This window comes from Natronomonas gomsonensis (assembly GCF_013391635.1).
Classification (GTDB): domain Archaea; phylum Halobacteriota; class Halobacteria; order Halobacteriales; family Haloarculaceae; genus Natronomonas; species Natronomonas gomsonensis_A.
On record NZ_JACAWU010000001.1, the window covers coordinates 114,055 to 129,130 of the forward strand.

Sequence of the window (15,076 nt, forward strand, 5' to 3'; positions counted from 1 at the left end):
AGCTTCCGACCGTCGAGTAACGCTCAGAGCCGAGCGTACCAGAACAGTCCCCCGAGGACGACCACAAGTAGGACGAGAAAGCCGACGAACAGCGCGACCCCGTCCGGGAGGACCGTCCCGAGGACGGCCCCAATGGAGACGAACCCGATGGTGGCGAAGGCGTAGAACAGATACATCCGAACCGCCGAATCGGCGAGGGACACGGCATCGAACGCGGTGGCCGGTGAAATAATCCTATCGGCAGGTCACGGTCGAAGCCTCGTCATCGTCGGAGCCACGCGCTTATACGTTCGCACCGTCAAGTGCGGCCAATGAGTCAACAGCGCGTCGCGGTTCGGTGTCCCTCCTGTTCGCCGTCCGCCGAGACCGCCCACGAGGTGCTCAACCACGGTGGGCAGGCCACGGTTCGATGCAGCGAGTGCAGCCACGTTCACAAGACGACCATCGAAGAGGAATCCCGCGTCGACCGCCGGGTTATCGTCTCCCAGGACGACGAATCGACGGAGGCACGCGTCGAAGTGCCGCCCGAGGAGGAGCTGTCGACCGGCGACGAGTTCCTCGTCGAAACCGACGAGGCGATTCTCACGGCGCGTATCACCTCCATCGAGACGACTGAGGGGGCCCGCGTCGACGAAGCCAGCGCAGAGGACGTGAAGACGCTGTGGACGCGTGCGGTCGGCAACGTCGCGGTGAACCTGACGCTGCACCCGAAGGACGGCGGTCACGACGAGACCCGGAGCGTGAAGATACAGGTGCCCGGCGACGAGGAGTTCGTCGTCGGCCGGACCCACGAGTACGGCGGCGAGGAGTTCACCGTCGAGCGCCTGCTGGTCCGAGAGGACGCCACCAACTACTACCGCGAGGGCTACGACCACGCCGGCGACGCGGCGCTCGCGAAGGACCTCAAGCGAGTGTACGCCCGCGACGAGAACTCTACCCAGCGAGCGTGGTCCGCCTGGTAGGCCGATGTTCCGACGCGACGACGACGCCGATTCGGATTTCGAAACCCGTCGCGAGCGGATGGTCGAGGCCCTCGTCGAGAGCGGCCGCATCGAACGCGAATCGACCATCGAGGCGCTGAAGGCCGTCCCGAGACACGAGTTCGTCCCACCCGAGCGACGGGGGAGTGCCTACGCCGACCGACCGCTCCCCATCGGCAACGACCAGACCGTCTCTGCCCCCCACATGGTCGGTATCATGTGCGACAGACTCGCCTTGAGCGAAGGCGAGGCGGTGCTCGAAATCGGCACCGGCTGTGGGTATCACGCCGCGGTCACGGCCGAAATCGTCGGCGACGGCAACGTCTACAGCGTCGAGTACGTCGAATCGCTGGCCGACGACGCGCGAAACCGACTCGACGACCTCGGATACGACGTTCACGTCCGCGTCGGCGACGGCCACGACGGGTGGCCCGAGTACGCCCCCTACGACGCCGCGTATCTCACCTGCGCCGCCCGCGAGTTGCCCGAGGCGGTCCTCGACCAACTCCGTGAGGACGGCCGGTTGCTCGCGCCCGTCGGCGACCGTCGACAGCGACTCGTCCGCGCCGTCAAACGGGAGGGCGGCATCGACCGCGAGGAGTTCGGTGGCGTCCGGTTCGTCCCGATGCAGGGCGGCGATTCTTGAGGCCGGAGTGTGAAGCCGGCGTATGCCAACGCAGGACCGAAGCGAGCCACCCTGGCGCGAGATAGCGTTGCTGTGGGCGGCCCGCCGCTGTGGCGCCCTCGAGGCGCTGTCGACGACCGCCGGGTCGCCCGAAGCGGTCGCCGATGCCACCGGTATCGACCCGGAGGCGGCCGAGCGTCTCGTCGCGGCGCTGCAGTCGCAGGGGTTTCTCACCCACGTCGACGGGGAGTACGAACCCACCAATCGCCTCTTGGGCTTTCTCACGAAGACCGACCTCCGCTCTATCGGCCGTCTCCCCGCCAAATTAGACGCCTTCGAGCGATGGGTCGCGCTGCCGGAGACGCTGGCCGGTCGAGCGGTCCCGGAGCAATCGGACGAGTTGCGGAACGAACTCGGACGGGCGGCCGCCACCGACGAAGCCAGTCTGCGCTCGGAGGTGACGACCGCGGTCCACGCCGCCCCGGACGGCGACAGCGTCGTGGTGGTCGGCGATGGAGCGGGCCGCCGTGCCGTCGAGTTCGCCCGCCGGGGCTGGTCGGTGACGTTGCTGGACAGCGAAGAGCGAATCGACGCCGCCGAGCCGCTGCTCCGGCGGGAGTCCGTCGACCTCCGCCGTGGCGACGGAACCGAGATGCCGCCGTGTGACCTCGTGGTCGGCATCGAGACGCTGAGTCGCCGCGACGGCGACGGTGCCGCGGACCACGTCGCGGCCGCGGCAGCAGCCGCACCTGCGGCCGTCTTCTTCGACACGTTCAGTGGCGAAACGCCCGGAGCCGCGTTGGTCGATATCGACCGGCTGGCGGCCGGAGCGGGTCGCGTACACAGCGTCGGAACGGCCCGCTCGTGGCTCGGAGGGGCCTTCGACGAGGTATCAGTCGAGGCGGTGCCATCGGGTCGCCGGTCGGCGCTCGTCGGGCGCTCGATTCAATAGGCTCCGGCCCCGATTCCGGGTATGGACCCGGCGGTGCTCCGCGACGACATGGTCGACAGCCTCGAACACAAGGCCAAGGCCGTCGTTCGCTCGGAGACGGTTAGCGTCGCGATGCGGGAAGTTCCACGAGAGCCGTTCGTCGACGACGAGGCGGCGGCCTACGCCGACCGTTCCTCGGAGCGCTACGGAACGCGCGTGCTCTCCCCGAGTGCGGCGGGACGACTGTTCGAGGCGCTCGCCGTCGGCCCCGACGACGACGTGTTGGTCGTGGGCTGTGGCGTTGGATACACCGCCGCCGTCATCGCCGAAATCGTCGGCGAGGCGAACGTCCAGGCCATCGACATCACGCGCCGACTCGTCTACGAGGCGCGGTCGAACCTCGAACGCGCCGGCTACCCGGGCGTACTCGTCGACCGTCGCGACGGTGCCCGCGGACTCCCCGACTACGCACCCTACGACCGAATTCTCCTCGAAGCCGCCGCTATCGAACCGCCACGGGCGCTCCTGAACCAGTTGGCCCCCGAAGGACGACTGGTCATGCCCCGAGGAACCGGGACCCAGGAACTCGTCGCCGTCGAGGGCGAGGAGGCCGTCGCCGAGTTCGGCACCGTCGCCTTCCAGCCGATGTTGGTCGAAGGCGAGCAGGCCGACACCGTCGAGCGCAACCGAACCCACCGCGAGGACCGCGAACACGCCCGCCGGGCCGCCGAGCGCCGGAAGGGCTGGGAACAGACGTGGATAGACTGGGACGACCGACTCTGAAGAGGCCTACTTTTCGACCACCAACAGCGCCGTGTTCTCGCGTCTGTCGGCGTAGTCGCTGCCCGCGGGCGGTTTGATGTCGAAGACGACGGTGCCGTCCCGCTGGTTCGGACCCAATTCGGGGTCGAGGTCGAACTCCGCGGTGCCGTTCTCGCCGGTCTTCGCCGTCGTGACGCCGTCGAGTCGCGCCGATTCGCCGCGGGCGACGACCGTAGCACCGGCGACGCGCCCCCCGTCGGGGTCGACGACCGTCACCGAGACGGAGCCGTTGTCGGGCGTCGTGACCTCCGGCGTCGGCCGAACGTCGAGTTCCGTCACCGCGAGCCCCGAAATGCCGGAAATCATGCTCATCATCACCGAGAGGCTGGCGACGCCGACGACGAGGGCGATGACGAGGCGAACCGGCAGTCCCTCGATACCGCGTTCGTCCTCGCGTAGCCGCGTTGCTCTGAACATGGGGCGTCTGGCCTCGGTTTCGTACATAAACCGCAGGGTCGCCGGAACCGAAATCCCGGCCGTCGGAACCGAAATCCCGGCCGTCGGAACCGCAAGACCCCTGTAGGACCCGGACGCAGCGTCGTCTATGCAACCGCGGGCGGCGGCGCTGGTCGCGGCGGGCGGGTTCGTCGGCGCGGTGAGTCGACACGCCGTCGCCGTCGCGTTGCCGGCGGCGTTTCCGTGGGGGACACTCGCGGTCAACGTCGCCGGCGCGTTCCTGTTGGGGATGGTCGTCTACGAGACACTGCACCGGGGGCGACTGTCGGCGGCCGCTCGGACGTTCGTTGCGACGGGGTTCCTCTCGTCGTTCACCACCTACAGCACGTTCGCCAGCGAGACGGTCGGACTCACGCCGACGCTGGCGGCGGCCAACGTCCTCGCCAACTACGCACTCGGCGGCGTGGCCGTTCTGCTCGCCCGTGAGGTGGTGCGGTGGCGCTCGTAGCGGCGCTTGCGGTCGGCGTCGGCGGGTCGGCGGGTACGCTCGCACGGTACGCCGTCGGGAACGCAATCGAGCAGCGAGGCCTCGACACGTTCGCCGTGAACGTCCTCGGGAGTTTCGCACTCGGCGTCGTGCTCGCAGTCGGCCTCGGTGACACCGCGAGGCTGGCCTTCGGCGTCGGTTTCTGTGGCGCGTTCACCACGTTCTCGTCGTTCGCCGTCGAGAGCGTCCGACTCGCCGAAGACGAAAGCGTCGGAGTCGCAGCCGTCTACGCGGTCGGGACGCTCGTCGTCGCCCTCCTCGCGGTCGTTCTCGGGAGCGAAATCGGCGGCGCCATCGCGTAGTCGTCCACCGACCGGGCGAAAGTATAGGTCCGTTCGCACGCGCATAGGGGTATGTTCGAGGATGCCACACTGGTCGACCTCAGCATCGGCATCGAGGACGGCGCGGTAAGCGAACCCGACCCCGCGAGCATCGACCGAATGGACCACCGCGAGGGCGCCGAGTGGCTCGCCGAGAACCTCCAGGCGTTGGGGCGAGACGTCACCGCCGACGACTTCCCCGACGGTACCGCCCTCGCCTGGGAAGAGGTCCACGCCATCACCCACACTGCGACCCACATGGACGCGCCGTATCACTACGGCACCGAAAGCGAGGGTGACCCCGCCCGTACCATCGACGAGGTGCCGCTGTCGTGGGGCTGTGGCGAGGCGGTCGTCCTCGACGTGCGTCACCTCGAATCGGGTGCCGAAATCGGCGTCGACGACCTACGGGAAGCCCTCGACGACCTCGGCCACGAGCTCTCTGCTGGCGAAATCGTCCTGCTCCAGACCGGCGCCGACGAACTGTGGGGCGCCCCCGAGTACCTCACCGGCTTCCCCGGGATGGGACGGGCGGCGACGAGGTGGCTCGTCGACCGCGGGGTTCGCGTCATCGGCACCGACGCCTACGGCTTCGACAAGCCGTTCGACGAGATGGGCCGACGCTTCGAGGAAACCGGCGACGCCGAGGAGCTGTGGCCAGCCCACCTCGCCGGCCGCGATGGAGAGTACTGTCAAATCGAGAAGATGGCGAACCTCGATTCGCTGCCGCGGAAGACGAACGTTCCGCTGGTCGCCTTCCCCATCGTCGTCGAAGACGCCAGCGCCGGCTGGGTCCGTCCCGTCGCCGTCTTCGAGGGAGGTGCAGCATGAAACTCGCCTCCTTCGAAGTCGAGACGCCGGTGGGAACACGACAGCGCGTCGGCGTCCACGACGACGGCGGCGCCCTCGTCGACGTGACCGCCGCCTACGCCGCCGACCTCGAATCGCGAGGTGAGGCCGACCCCCTCGCGGTCGCCGAAACCCACGCTCCACCCGAAATGGCGACGTTCCTCCGCCGGGGCGAACGCTCCTTCAGCGCCGCCCGCGACGCCGTCGCGTTCGTCCGTGAAACCGACGCCTCGGAGGGGCCAACGGGCGGACAACTCCGGTTCGACCCCCAGGCCGAGGGCGTTCGGCTCCTCGCTCCGCTGCCGCGGCCGAACTCGATTCGGGACTTCATGGCCTTCGAGGAACACGTCGAGAACAGCCTCGGCGAAGAGCCGCCGCAGGTGTGGTACGACACCCCGGTCTACTACAAGGGCAACCCCGACAGCGTCGTCGGCCCCGACGAGACGGTGGCGTGGCCGAGTCACTCCGAGCAACTCGACTACGAACTCGAAATCGCCGCCGTCATCGGCACGGAGGGCAGCGACATCCCCGCGGAAGACGCCGCGGAGTACATCGCCGGCTACACCGTGTTCAACGACTTCAGCGCCCGTGACACCCAGATGAAAGAGATGCAAGGCCGTCTCGGCCCCGCGAAGGGCAAGGACTTCGCCAACGCCTTCGGACCGTACCTCGTCACGCCCGAGGACTTCGAGCTCGCGTCGGCCCGGATGACCGCCGAAGTCAACGGCGAGACGTGGTCCGATGGCGTCGCCGGCGAGATGTATCACTCCTTCGCGGACATCGTCGAACACGTCTCCCGCGACGAGACGCTGTACCCCGGCGACGTGCTCGGCAGCGGCACTGTCGGCGAGGGCTGTGGTCTCGAACTCGGGAAATTCCTCGAAGAAGGCGACACCGTCACGTTACACGTCGACGGACTGGGGACGCTGGAGAATACCGTTCGCTAAGCCGAGTCAGCGTTCAACTTCCGCAACTGCACCTCGAAGTCCCGGGTCGATAGCTTCTCGGCCGTGCTGTCGAGGTCCGTCCGCAACTGCTCGACGCGTTCGGTGAGGTCGCTGTAGGCCTCGCTGTTCTCCAGTTCGTGTTGGCTCTTCTGGGACTGCAGCGCCGCACGCTTCGAGGCAAGCGAGAAGAACTCCTGCAGTTGGGCGTCGTAGGTCGACCGCGAGAGCAACGATTCGACGACCTCGACGAGGTCGTCGCGCCGAATCGGCTTGACGATGTACTCGTCGAATCCCATCTCGATGATGTCGAAATCCGGTTCGACGGCCGTCACCATCGACACCCGGCAGTCGTACTCCGACTCGCGAATGTGTTCGAGCACCTCGTCGCCCGACACCTGCGGCATCAGGCGGTCGATGAGCGCCACGTCGACGTCCTCGTCGAGGGCGTCGAGCGCCGCCTGGCCGCCGTATGCCGTTCGGACGTCGTACTCTTGGGAGAGCCACGCCGCGTACAAATCAGCCAGGTCCCGCTCGTCGTCGACGACGAGTACCGTCGCCGTTTCGGTCGTCTCCGTATCCGTCCCCATACTCACCCCAACGAGATACACCAAAATAGCCGTTGGGGCTGTTTTCTCACTTTGAGAACGCTCGTTTCGCCCCTGAGGCGCCGTTCTCAACCACGTCTAGCGCCACCCCGAGACGGGAAAAATCGGCCACGATATAAATGCTTCTCAACTAACAGGCAGTACCGCTAACACGGTTCGACGCAATCACCTGAACGGGCGGCATTTCCATCCACCCACCCACAGGCCGGCCGAGAACGCCTTGGCCGGCACACTGCCGCCCTGCGTTGACGGCGTCTCTGTTCGAGCAGTAACCGAATCAGCTCTTGATGGCGACTTCGACGCCGTCGGCGAATCGTCACGCTGCATGCAACAGTCCAAAACGGACTCGCCGGGACTGAGCGAACGCAGTGAGCGAAGGAAATGGACTCGCCGGGTAGGTCTTTCCCCGCGCCGTATGCGGGTTTCTACTCGTTCTCGCGGTGCTTCTGACTCGGGTAGAGTATCGGTTGCTCATCGTTGGTAGTGTTGTCTTCGGACATCCATCTTCTCGCGAGGCGTTCGAGCGTCGTAGTGCTCATAGAGCACATCAAGCGAGACGTTCGCTCGTTCCCCGACGACTTCGGGAGGTACGTCGCCGTTGAGGTCGGCGGTGATACTTCCGCGCCGGATGGCGTGCGGCGACCTCGAGGACGGACATTTACACGGTGTGTTTGACGACCCGACAGCCTCGCAAGTCTCGGGCTCGCGGTCGTGGGGGCACTCTCCGTAACGACAGGGTTGGGTGGCCCGGTGTACGATATCGTAGATAGTCGTTCCCGCCGCACGGCCGTACTCGGTCGTAATGAGTGGCTCCCGACCGTAATCGTCGGTCACGTCGTGGCGGTGCGTCTCGACGTACTCCTGAACGATGCTGAAGGGTTGCGGGCCGAGGTAGACCCACCGCTCACCGTCTGCTCCGTTCTTCAGTCCGGTTCCCTGCTCGGGTCGGTGGTGGATAGAAATCGCATGGTCATCGTGTTGGAGATCGCCCACGTCGAGCGCACGAAGCGCCCCGCGACGCATCCCCGTTCGCCAGAGTAACAGCATGACGACGTGCTTTCGACTGGCGAATTCGTAGCGGTCCAGGTACTCGACTATCGGCTCGGCGCGGGATGCCGGTAGCTGTACGTCGCGGCTTTCGGCTCCGTCGGGGAGTTCGGGTGCGTGGACCTTCTCGGCAAGGCCCTCGCTCACTGCCTCGATATCGGCTGCCCATCGGAGGAACTGCCGAATCGTACTGAGTTGCTTCTGAAGCGTGACGGGCGAGATTTGCGACTGTCGCCACGCGACGAAGTCGGCCAAATCCCGGCCGGTGAGTGTGTTCAGATTATCAACGGACTGTTCACTACACCACTTCAGGAAGTAGTTCAGCCGTGTTCGAGCGTTCTGAAGCGTCGACTTGCGGACCGAGGGCTTCCGGTGGGTAAGGAACCGCTCGACCCCCTCGCTCGGTGTTAGCGGCTGGAGGTCGTCACCCATCGAGCACCACGCTCCCGCAGTTACCGCACTCGTCGCCCGGCGCCGCGCCGACTACCGTTGCGCCACAGCTGGGGCAGTACTCGACAGTTGCCCGTCTCATACTTGCTCCTCGTACTGCTCGCGGCTTTCGAAGACGTCAACGGCGCCGCAGTCATGGCAGGCGACCGATCCGGGCGAGGTCATCACCAGCTCCCGTCGACCCTTGCAGTTCGGGCAGAAGCCGAATTGCGTGAGGCTCATCGGTTCCCTCCGTCGTCGGGGCGCGGTTCGGGGCCGGTTTGGACGTAACCGACAGTAGAAGCCAGTCGAGCGCACCGCTCACAGGTCGGCTTACCGTCTCGGGCATCGAGACCGTCGGCCACGCGGCCACAGGCACACCGCACGTCGTCAGCGTTTTCAAGAGGCGTTTCGTCTGTTCGTTCGGGGCTTTCCGGCCCCGCGTTGGTTCCAGCTAGCATAGTTGCCTTCCTGGAACCGACTTCTCGGGCCGCGCTCCAACGCGGCCCGTTCCTCGCATCGCCAACAGAGTCATCTTCAACCGAGTCGTCGGCTCGCATCGACACCAATGGGGCGATATCACATATATGTTGCGGCACCAACGAAATGGCGATTTGCGCACTACTACGTATATCTCCCCCAATAAGATAGGTAATGAGACAACCTGGTACGTGGATGACTATATGGGATGACCGGATTTTAGAGCATATCCGGAAGGAGGACGGGGGTAGAGTGGGCGAGTTACAGCAGAAAGAGAATATCAGAGTGTCGAATACGCACGTCTCACGGCGTTGTAAGAAGTTAGCAGAACACGGGCTCTTACGGCCACTTGGTAACGGCGTCTACGTCATTACCGATGAGGGAGAGGCGTACCTAGATGGCGAATATGACGCCGAAAACCATGTCTACCTCGACAATGGTGTTGAGGAGAACGGTGGGCCAACCGCAGGCGAGGAACCTGGTGAGATATGAGCGAGCGGCGGCCCGCCGAATGGATGTGTTGTCTTGATGAACGAATTTTGGAGCATCTACAAAGGGAAGGCTGGGCCACACCACGACATATCGAACGAACGTTTTCGATGAATGCCTCAGAAGGGAGGACTCAAGAGCGGCTCAAGATGCTAGCCGATGCAGGGCTCGTTGCTCCGTTCTTCGAAAGCAGTCGAATGTATGAATTGACCGGGGAAGGGAAACGATATCTGGAAGGCGAACTGGACGCTAAACATCAACCTTTCCCTTATATCGGATGAGCCGAACCAACAATGACAGTTAATTACTTGCGATTAGAAACAAGAAACAATCCGGAACCAAGGAGACAATCATGCTGACACCCGCTATCAAGGACACCATCCGTGCCTATCTTGAGGAAGATTTAGAAAATCCTGGACCCAACGTATATTTCAACCAATACCATAGTTCCAAAAAGATCTCAAGGGAAATAGTCTCAAATCTTGTCGAGTCGATTTCTGGAGGCGGACCCGCTAAAAGAGTAGAGGCTATTGAAGGAGGGTACTACGTCAGGCTGGATGGTCATCCCGTTCTTTTCTGGGAAGTTCAACCCGAGAGATGGCTTATTTGCTATGGAAGTTCTCTAGAGCAGAAAGCCCGAAATTCACTGTCTAACTTGGATTCAAAGATTGGGTGGCTGTTGAAGCTTCATTTCCAGAGTGAGGTGATCGACGAAGTATACCATGAATATAGCCCGGATGATAAAAATGTCAATATAGAGAAGCAGTGGGACCCATACTGGTTATATGAAAATGATTCAGAGATCCCCGACCACCTCCAAGACTACTATGCCGATAATATCGAGCAATTCGTTCAGAGAGAAATCGAATTCAATCTAAAGACTCCTAAGTGGATGGTTGACGAAGCTTTAGAGGAGGGAGTAACATCCGAGCTATTAGATAAATCAGGAATCTCTAAATCTCGGTTCACTTTTGAACCTCCAAATCTAGCTATTGCTCAGGATGGGGGGAGTAAAACACAAAAATCGGATGCGAAGGTATCTGTACACCAGGAAGGGGAAGTCGTACATCGAACTGGTAACCCTGAAGCAACTTTCGAGCTGATAGAAACTCTCCACAATCGAAACGATCTCTGGGATGAGTTCACCGAAGCAATTCCGAAGCAAGAATTTTCGAAGAACGATCACGGCGTATTTTCACCCACCTCTTATTCACCTGGGAAGGTTCTCAAAGTGACGTTTACGAGCAAACCGTACAATGAGGAAAGCAGTCTCAAACTATCGAATCTTCTTACTGTCGGACAGAATGACGTGCGTGTATATGGAGTAATAAAATCCAGAGCAAACCTTGGGTTCTTTTGCGAGAGTAGGACGGTATACGATAATGGTACCGCAGAGATTTTGCTGACCTCGGAAACTATCAACCAAGTTAATCGCCCCACACTTTATATCAAGCCACGCTCAGGGACAGCGTCTGGGATTCTCTATTTATTTAACAAGCTAAGGGAGAAGTTTGATCCCCGAATAAAATATGATTTTGTTGAAGAATTTCCCTTGGGACAACTAAGTCGCGAAAATCAGGTGAGTGGGGGCTACAATTAATGGCGGTTAGCGACTACCAAGTTCATTCTTGGAAAGACGATTATACGATATATCTAAGCCAGCTATATACCCTGTACTCCCCAAATATTAGCCTTCGAAACCAGCTTTGTGACCGAGGCTACGTAGGTTATCCAGATCCAAAATATGAAGGTAGAGACGGCACGTTTATGCCAGATATTCTTTCGTTTAGTGACCAAGGAGATGTTCAGCATATAGAGATTGTATGCCAAGAACTGAACAAAAGCGACAGTCCCGATGAAGTCCGTGAGAGAATAGGTGAGATTGCAAAATACGATGAAATTTCTGATGAGATGGTTACCGATTACCTCAACAAACGGAACCATCCAGATTTCTCACCGGTTAGTCATGAATTGGTTGCGGTGATACCTGACGAACTCATCCAGGAACATCAAGCTGCCGTCATCGATGCCGCAGCTGCACGAGACATCATAGTTTGGGCCCTCAAGCCAAACGGGGCTGTTTCAATCTCGAAGGAGCAGGGCGAGCATAATAATATGACGCTAGAGAAAGCGGTTGGCTCTGGGCTCCAGACATCTCCACACGGGAATGACTTATTACAATTTACCCGGAAAACAGACTCTAATCTCATCAAATTCGAATTCACACAGCGACTGCTAAGCTACTGTGCCAAAGAAAGAAAGCGAGAATTCACGTTCGATGAAGTCGACGAAGTCATGATTGATCAGCGTCCTCCGATGCTGTGGCAGTTAACAGAAGAAGAGAGAGAAGGACATTGGAGGGACTGCCTGTACGCCATGCTCGAGAGGTTCAACGTAATCGAGCAAACGGAAAGTAGTACGTATCGATGGAGAAAAAAGAAGTTGTTGAAGGAACCCAGACATCAAAACAGAGTTATCGATAGTGTAGCAGAAAAGCTGGGGTTGGATTGAAATGAATGTGAGAGTCCAGATAAGCCAAGATGAGATTGAGGATATTCTACGTAGTTTCTACAAAGTTGTAACCGGCGATGAAGAGCTGGAAATGGACCTCAATATGATTGCGAATTCTGATGACGAAATCGAGATTTTCGTCAATAGGACAAACACTCTTCAGATACTCCACAAAATCGAGAACTCTACCGAAACAGAAGTGGAAGTAAACACCCCTTCAAGATTCGTTTTTAGTTCAGAAACCCTATACAATCTTACCACGGATGCTGGGGAGGGCGATATCACGTTGGAGTTCGGCGACGACAGCTATCGTTTTAAAACAGGAGGTAGCTGGTTCACGACGCCCACCGAATTCGATCTCCACTTCTTCCAAGGGACCGAATTCACAGATCCAGCTCGGCCACAGGGGTTTCATTATGTGGACGAGATCAATAGAGAAGCGTTATTAGAAAATCTCCGTATGATGGAAAGTATCGCTCCGGAAGTAACGTTCAGAATGGATACTGACGGTCTATGTCTGACAGTAAGTGATCAGGTCCGAGGAGACGGACAAGTTAAAAAAGAAATAACTCCACCATCCGAGTTAGAGGACGTTGCGTATACGTACGACATCACACCTCTAAGAGACTACTTAGAGAGCCAGGATGGTTCTAAAATCGATTTATCAATGACTGAGGAAGGTGTATTAAAGCTGGTGTCAGATAGGGTTGGTCTCTCATCAGAGATACTCGTAGCTTGCAAAACAGACGACTACCCACGATAGTTCTCAGCTGCAGTTTGATGGAAACCTTTTGCTGTCCTTTCTGAATTTGCTCCATCACCAAGCCTCTCTCTGAGGTTTTCTGTCTCTTGTTCAATGTTCTCAAGGTCACCACTAGCTTTTACCCGGATTCTATTACTCCTATCGCGGATTAATTCCCCTAATCCCTTTGTGTCAACCTCACTACTTTGTCTGTTCCAGTAACTTACTTCCATAGTCCAGACAGGCATCTCGGTTGCCCCGTAATCAATCGTATTTCCAATATTTTCATGAAGTGACTCAGTTCTAAGACGTCGTATCTGTTCGTTAGTTGATTTAATTAGAGAATAAGTTTCCTGCAAATGAGTATAAGTTTCCGAACTGATGTTTTCTATAACTTGGTCTGATACTGCAGCATCCCACGCATCAGTTGAGTAGGGCTCAAGAGAATAGTGGTCAGAGTCGATATCGGTTTTCTGTTGGAGTTCATCTATTAGTTCATAATTCCCACCCGCATTAGAATGGTTCAACTCCAATTCATTTTCTATAGCGTTTAGATGCTGTAGAGTGGTTTTACGTGCTCTATCTCGTTCTGCCTGTCGGTCTTTCTTGAACCCCCGTTCAACCCCTATTAGAGTCGCTATTAAAGTAGCCAAAAAGCCGAGGAAGATTTGAGCTAGACTTATATCGACCATTTACACTTAGTCCAAGTTAGTGACGGGGTGTTATATTCATACCCCAATAGTTAATCCAATTATCTCCTTTTGGGCCTCCATAGCCATTCCGTTATGAATCCCGAACGCTATGCAGAAGACCGAGATTATGCGAGCGATCGTGTAAGCGCTGGTATGACGACGAATGTATTCCATCGGATATTTGAATTGGGACGCCGGCTCGACCGAATGCAATCGTCAATCGAAGATTTAGAAACTTTCCGTGAAGAATTCCAAGATAAAAATTCCAATGAGGATGCGGGGTCAGCTCTGTCTGGAATTAGGACGCTAATGCGTAGTTTGGATGCTTTCGAGTATGCATTTCCTGAGTTGAGAGATAATATATGGTTCTCTGGGTTCCAGGGTGATGTCCATCATGCTTATTGGCGTGTAAAGGATGGGAAGTTTGATGATGCACTCTCGTCGGATGAAGAGGTAACTCGGGCCCTAGCGGGGGAGGTAAATGGAATCCTTTCAAACATATCTGAGTCCAATAATACCAATCCAATTAGCCAACTTCGACGGTTCTTGGAACGATACGGCGAAGAGTTTGACCCACATAATGCACCAAATGAATATCAGAATGAAGCCTTCGAGGCTCGGGATCTATACTGTTTAGGATACTTCTCTACTGGATTAATCGTACTAGGCAGAGCTGTGGAGCGAGCGTTACTGGAATTAGGCCGAAGCCGAATGGTTATATCAGTGAATGGGTTTAGAGAGCACACTAGTTGGGAAGATGCGCGATTCTTTGAACGTACAAAAGCGCTTTATGAAATCGATATGCCGGATAAATCCGGAAAGATTCTGTCTAAGAGGCAATATCACCAAACGCAACTATTTGTTGATTACCGAAACCAAGTAGCCCACAATAAATATCGCCAAATATCGAAGGAGACGGCCTCACGGATGATGGGCCAGGGTCTTGACCTACTTTCGGAGTTAGAGGATCTTAGAATGCGATTAGAGTCTCTTGAAGACGGTCAAATTCAAGAACTCAAAAACGTGTCCGTACCGATCTAATGATTGACCCGTATCAAACAGTCATCGCCTCACCGATCCTAGCTTCGGTCGGTTCGGCAAGATAAGGCTCGATTGCCGAGTAATCCGACCACCCACCAATTGACATCATCGTCCGCACGTCTACCTGCCGCTCAACGAGGTGATACGTCGCCCACGACCGTCGGAGGTCGTGACTCGACACTAATGACCACCGTTCATCACCAGCCTCCTCAGCGACCATCTGAGCGGCTTCCTTTACCCACCGACGAACAGAGGGCGTCGAAGCGTCGACCCATGCCTCCGACGCGCCCAGTCCCCGCTCTCGACTGTACTTGTGTACGTCGTCGGCCACGTCCTCGGGCATCCACGCATCCCGCAGCTTCGGCTCACCGCCTTTCGTGTTCTTCCCCCTAACCTCAAACAGCCACACGTCCCCATCGTCGGACCACCTGAGGTGCTCGTCACCAGGATAGCTCACTTCCGACGCCCGGAGACCACACCGACCCATCAACTGAACGGCGACCTCACGATTCCACCCGTCCCGGCCAGCGGTGCGTTCGAGCCGGTCGAGTTCGTCCGGCGAGAGCCAACACTTTGTCACATCGTCCGAGTCGTCGAGTCGGACCATAATCGGATTTACAGGG

The 15,076-nt window shown here is 58.6% G+C and carries 21 protein-coding genes; 14 read left to right on the forward strand and 7 right to left on the reverse strand.

Features of this window, described 5'->3' with window-relative positions; genetic code table 11:
• Positions 1 to 23: 23 nt before the first annotated feature.
• Positions 24 to 203 (reverse strand): hypothetical protein, encoded by a 180-nt coding sequence (locus HWX69_RS00685; RefSeq protein WP_178915155.1) that lies wholly within the window; start codon positions 201 to 203, stop codon positions 24 to 26.
• 108 nt (positions 204 to 311) lie between these two features.
• Here HWX69_RS00685 and HWX69_RS00690 point away from each other — a divergent pair, with 108 nt between their 5' ends.
• The 4 genes from HWX69_RS00690 to HWX69_RS00705 are packed head-to-tail and all read left to right on the forward strand — an operon-like array spanning position 312 to position 3,319.
• Entirely contained in the window at positions 312 to 962 is a 651-nt protein-coding gene (locus tag HWX69_RS00690; protein ID WP_178915156.1) for an HVO_0476 family zinc finger protein, read from the forward strand.
• Between the two features lie 4 nt (positions 963 to 966).
• Positions 967 to 1,626 carry a protein-L-isoaspartate(D-aspartate) O-methyltransferase gene (locus HWX69_RS00695; protein WP_178915157.1) on the forward strand — a complete coding sequence of 220 codons (660 nt, stop codon included), beginning with the start codon at positions 967 to 969 and terminating at the stop codon, positions 1,624 to 1,626.
• 22 nt (positions 1,627 to 1,648) lie between these two features.
• A complete protein-coding gene (locus tag HWX69_RS00700; RefSeq protein ID WP_178915158.1) occupies positions 1,649 to 2,557 on the forward strand; it encodes a class I SAM-dependent methyltransferase in 909 nt (302 codons plus the stop codon).
• 21 nt (positions 2,558 to 2,578) lie between these two features.
• Positions 2,579 to 3,319: a protein-L-isoaspartate O-methyltransferase family protein gene (locus HWX69_RS00705; RefSeq protein WP_178915159.1), complete on the forward strand. Its 741-nt coding sequence runs from the start codon at positions 2,579 to 2,581 to the stop codon at positions 3,317 to 3,319.
• 6 nt (positions 3,320 to 3,325) lie between these two features.
• On the opposite strand, the gene HWX69_RS00710 is transcribed toward HWX69_RS00705, so the two are convergent.
• Positions 3,326 to 3,775 carry a carboxypeptidase-like regulatory domain-containing protein gene (locus HWX69_RS00710; RefSeq protein WP_218644644.1) on the reverse strand — a complete coding sequence of 150 codons (450 nt, stop codon included), beginning with the start codon at positions 3,773 to 3,775 and terminating at the stop codon, positions 3,326 to 3,328.
• Positions 3,776 to 3,902: 127 nt separating this feature from the next.
• Here HWX69_RS00710 and HWX69_RS00715 point away from each other — a divergent pair, with 127 nt between their 5' ends.
• Genes HWX69_RS00715 through HWX69_RS00730 form a run of 4 tightly spaced genes read left to right on the forward strand, consistent with a single transcriptional unit; the run spans position 3,903 to position 6,417 of the window.
• Positions 3,903 to 4,262 (forward strand): fluoride efflux transporter FluC, encoded by a 360-nt coding sequence (locus tag HWX69_RS00715; RefSeq protein ID WP_178915161.1) that lies wholly within the window; start codon positions 3,903 to 3,905, stop codon positions 4,260 to 4,262.
• On the forward strand, positions 4,250 to 4,603 hold the full coding sequence (locus HWX69_RS00720; protein ID WP_178915162.1) for a CrcB family protein: 354 nt from the start codon (positions 4,250 to 4,252) through the stop codon (positions 4,601 to 4,603). The genes HWX69_RS00715 and HWX69_RS00720 overlap by 13 nt, the downstream gene beginning before the upstream one ends.
• 51 nt (positions 4,604 to 4,654) lie before the next feature.
• Positions 4,655 to 5,452 (forward strand): cyclase family protein, encoded by a 798-nt coding sequence (locus HWX69_RS00725; protein ID WP_178915163.1) that lies wholly within the window; start codon positions 4,655 to 4,657, stop codon positions 5,450 to 5,452.
• Positions 5,449 to 6,417, forward strand: a complete 969-nt coding sequence (locus HWX69_RS00730) for a fumarylacetoacetate hydrolase family protein (protein ID WP_178915164.1) — start codon at positions 5,449 to 5,451, stop codon at positions 6,415 to 6,417. Before HWX69_RS00725 ends, HWX69_RS00730 begins: the two co-directional genes overlap by 4 nt.
• On the opposite strand, the gene HWX69_RS00735 is transcribed toward HWX69_RS00730, so the two are convergent.
• From HWX69_RS00735 to HWX69_RS00745, 3 genes are all read right to left on the reverse strand, one after another.
• Complete coding sequence (locus tag HWX69_RS00735) at positions 6,414 to 7,004, reverse strand: HalX domain-containing protein (protein WP_178915165.1); 591 nt, start codon at positions 7,002 to 7,004, stop codon at positions 6,414 to 6,416. The two genes, HWX69_RS00730 and HWX69_RS00735, sit on opposite strands and share 4 nt — an antisense overlap.
• A gap of 489 nt (positions 7,005 to 7,493) precedes the next feature.
• Entirely contained in the window at positions 7,494 to 8,501 is a 1,008-nt protein-coding gene (locus tag HWX69_RS00740; protein ID WP_178915166.1) for a tyrosine-type recombinase/integrase, read from the reverse strand.
• A 96-nt stretch (positions 8,502 to 8,597) separates the two neighbouring features.
• On the reverse strand, positions 8,598 to 8,741 hold the full coding sequence (locus tag HWX69_RS00745) for a hypothetical protein (protein WP_178915167.1): 144 nt from the start codon (positions 8,739 to 8,741) through the stop codon (positions 8,598 to 8,600).
• A 411-nt stretch (positions 8,742 to 9,152) separates the two neighbouring features.
• On the opposite strand from HWX69_RS00745, the gene HWX69_RS00750 reads away from it, so the two are divergent.
• The 5 genes from HWX69_RS00750 (at position 9,153) to HWX69_RS00770 (ending at position 12,741) form a co-directional block, all read left to right on the forward strand.
• Entirely contained in the window at positions 9,153 to 9,470 is a 318-nt protein-coding gene (locus HWX69_RS00750; RefSeq protein ID WP_178915168.1) for a helix-turn-helix domain-containing protein, read from the forward strand.
• Positions 9,467 to 9,748, forward strand: a complete 282-nt coding sequence (locus tag HWX69_RS00755; RefSeq protein ID WP_178915169.1) for a winged helix-turn-helix domain-containing protein — start codon at positions 9,467 to 9,469, stop codon at positions 9,746 to 9,748. Before HWX69_RS00750 ends, HWX69_RS00755 begins: the two co-directional genes overlap by 4 nt.
• Before the next feature lie 71 nt (positions 9,749 to 9,819).
• Entirely contained in the window at positions 9,820 to 11,067 is a 1,248-nt protein-coding gene (locus tag HWX69_RS00760) for a hypothetical protein (protein WP_178915170.1), read from the forward strand.
• Positions 11,067 to 11,978 (forward strand): hypothetical protein, encoded by a 912-nt coding sequence (locus HWX69_RS00765; protein ID WP_178915171.1) that lies wholly within the window; start codon positions 11,067 to 11,069, stop codon positions 11,976 to 11,978. Before HWX69_RS00760 ends, HWX69_RS00765 begins: the two co-directional genes overlap by 1 nt.
• 1 nt (position 11,979) lies before the next feature.
• The gene (locus HWX69_RS00770; RefSeq protein WP_178915172.1) at positions 11,980 to 12,741 is read left to right on the forward strand and encodes a hypothetical protein; all 762 of its coding nucleotides are present in this window, start codon (positions 11,980 to 11,982) and stop codon (positions 12,739 to 12,741) included.
• Here HWX69_RS00770 and HWX69_RS00775 read toward each other — a convergent pair.
• On the reverse strand, positions 12,729 to 13,412 hold the full coding sequence (locus HWX69_RS00775) for a hypothetical protein (RefSeq protein WP_178915173.1): 684 nt from the start codon (positions 13,410 to 13,412) through the stop codon (positions 12,729 to 12,731). The two genes, HWX69_RS00770 and HWX69_RS00775, sit on opposite strands and share 13 nt — an antisense overlap.
• A 207-nt stretch (positions 13,413 to 13,619) precedes the next feature.
• Between HWX69_RS00775 and HWX69_RS00780 the strand changes: the two genes are divergently transcribed.
• On the forward strand, positions 13,620 to 14,453 hold the full coding sequence (locus HWX69_RS00780) for a hypothetical protein (RefSeq protein WP_178915174.1): 834 nt from the start codon (positions 13,620 to 13,622) through the stop codon (positions 14,451 to 14,453).
• Between the two features lie 13 nt (positions 14,454 to 14,466).
• Here the strand turns inward: HWX69_RS00780 and HWX69_RS00785 are convergent, their stop codons facing one another.
• Entirely contained in the window at positions 14,467 to 15,060 is a 594-nt protein-coding gene (locus HWX69_RS00785; protein WP_178915175.1) for a tyrosine-type recombinase/integrase, read from the reverse strand.
• Positions 15,061 to 15,076 lie beyond the last annotated feature (16 nt).

Excerpts from the sequence above, each read along its gene's own strand:
- HWX69_RS00755 (WP_178915169.1), top strand. The coding sequence starts at position 9,467 with ATGAGCGAGCGGCGGCCCGCCGAATGGATGTGTTGTCTTGATGAACGA.
- HWX69_RS00730 (WP_178915164.1), top strand. The coding sequence starts at position 5,449 with ATGAAACTCGCCTCCTTCGAAGTCGAGACGCCGGTGGGAACACGACAG.
- HWX69_RS00735 (WP_178915165.1), bottom strand. The coding sequence starts at position 7,004 with ATGGGGACGGATACGGAGACGACCGAAACGGCGACGGTACTCGTCGTC.
- HWX69_RS00760 (WP_178915170.1), top strand. The coding sequence starts at position 9,820 with ATGCTGACACCCGCTATCAAGGACACCATCCGTGCCTATCTTGAGGAA.
- HWX69_RS00765 (WP_178915171.1), top strand. The coding sequence starts at position 11,067 with ATGGCGGTTAGCGACTACCAAGTTCATTCTTGGAAAGACGATTATACG.
- HWX69_RS00690 (WP_178915156.1), top strand. The coding sequence starts at position 312 with ATGAGTCAACAGCGCGTCGCGGTTCGGTGTCCCTCCTGTTCGCCGTCC.
- HWX69_RS00770 (WP_178915172.1), top strand. The coding sequence starts at position 11,980 with ATGAATGTGAGAGTCCAGATAAGCCAAGATGAGATTGAGGATATTCTA.
- HWX69_RS00700 (WP_178915158.1), top strand. The coding sequence starts at position 1,649 with ATGCCAACGCAGGACCGAAGCGAGCCACCCTGGCGCGAGATAGCGTTG.
- HWX69_RS00785 (WP_178915175.1), bottom strand. The coding sequence starts at position 15,060 with ATGGTCCGACTCGACGACTCGGACGATGTGACAAAGTGTTGGCTCTCG.
- HWX69_RS00710 (WP_218644644.1), bottom strand. The coding sequence starts at position 3,775 with ATGTTCAGAGCAACGCGGCTACGCGAGGACGAACGCGGTATCGAGGGA.
- HWX69_RS00780 (WP_178915174.1), top strand. The coding sequence starts at position 13,620 with ATGCAATCGTCAATCGAAGATTTAGAAACTTTCCGTGAAGAATTCCAA.
- HWX69_RS00740 (WP_178915166.1), bottom strand. The coding sequence starts at position 8,501 with ATGGGTGACGACCTCCAGCCGCTAACACCGAGCGAGGGGGTCGAGCGG.
- HWX69_RS00695 (WP_178915157.1), top strand. The coding sequence starts at position 967 with ATGTTCCGACGCGACGACGACGCCGATTCGGATTTCGAAACCCGTCGC.
- HWX69_RS00715 (WP_178915161.1), top strand. The coding sequence starts at position 3,903 with ATGCAACCGCGGGCGGCGGCGCTGGTCGCGGCGGGCGGGTTCGTCGGC.
- HWX69_RS00705 (WP_178915159.1), top strand. The coding sequence starts at position 2,579 with ATGGACCCGGCGGTGCTCCGCGACGACATGGTCGACAGCCTCGAACAC.
- HWX69_RS00725 (WP_178915163.1), top strand. The coding sequence starts at position 4,655 with ATGTTCGAGGATGCCACACTGGTCGACCTCAGCATCGGCATCGAGGAC.
- HWX69_RS00775 (WP_178915173.1), bottom strand. The coding sequence starts at position 13,412 with ATGGTCGATATAAGTCTAGCTCAAATCTTCCTCGGCTTTTTGGCTACT.
- HWX69_RS00745 (WP_178915167.1), bottom strand. The coding sequence starts at position 8,741 with ATGAGCCTCACGCAATTCGGCTTCTGCCCGAACTGCAAGGGTCGACGG.
- HWX69_RS00750 (WP_178915168.1), top strand. The coding sequence starts at position 9,153 with ATGAGACAACCTGGTACGTGGATGACTATATGGGATGACCGGATTTTA.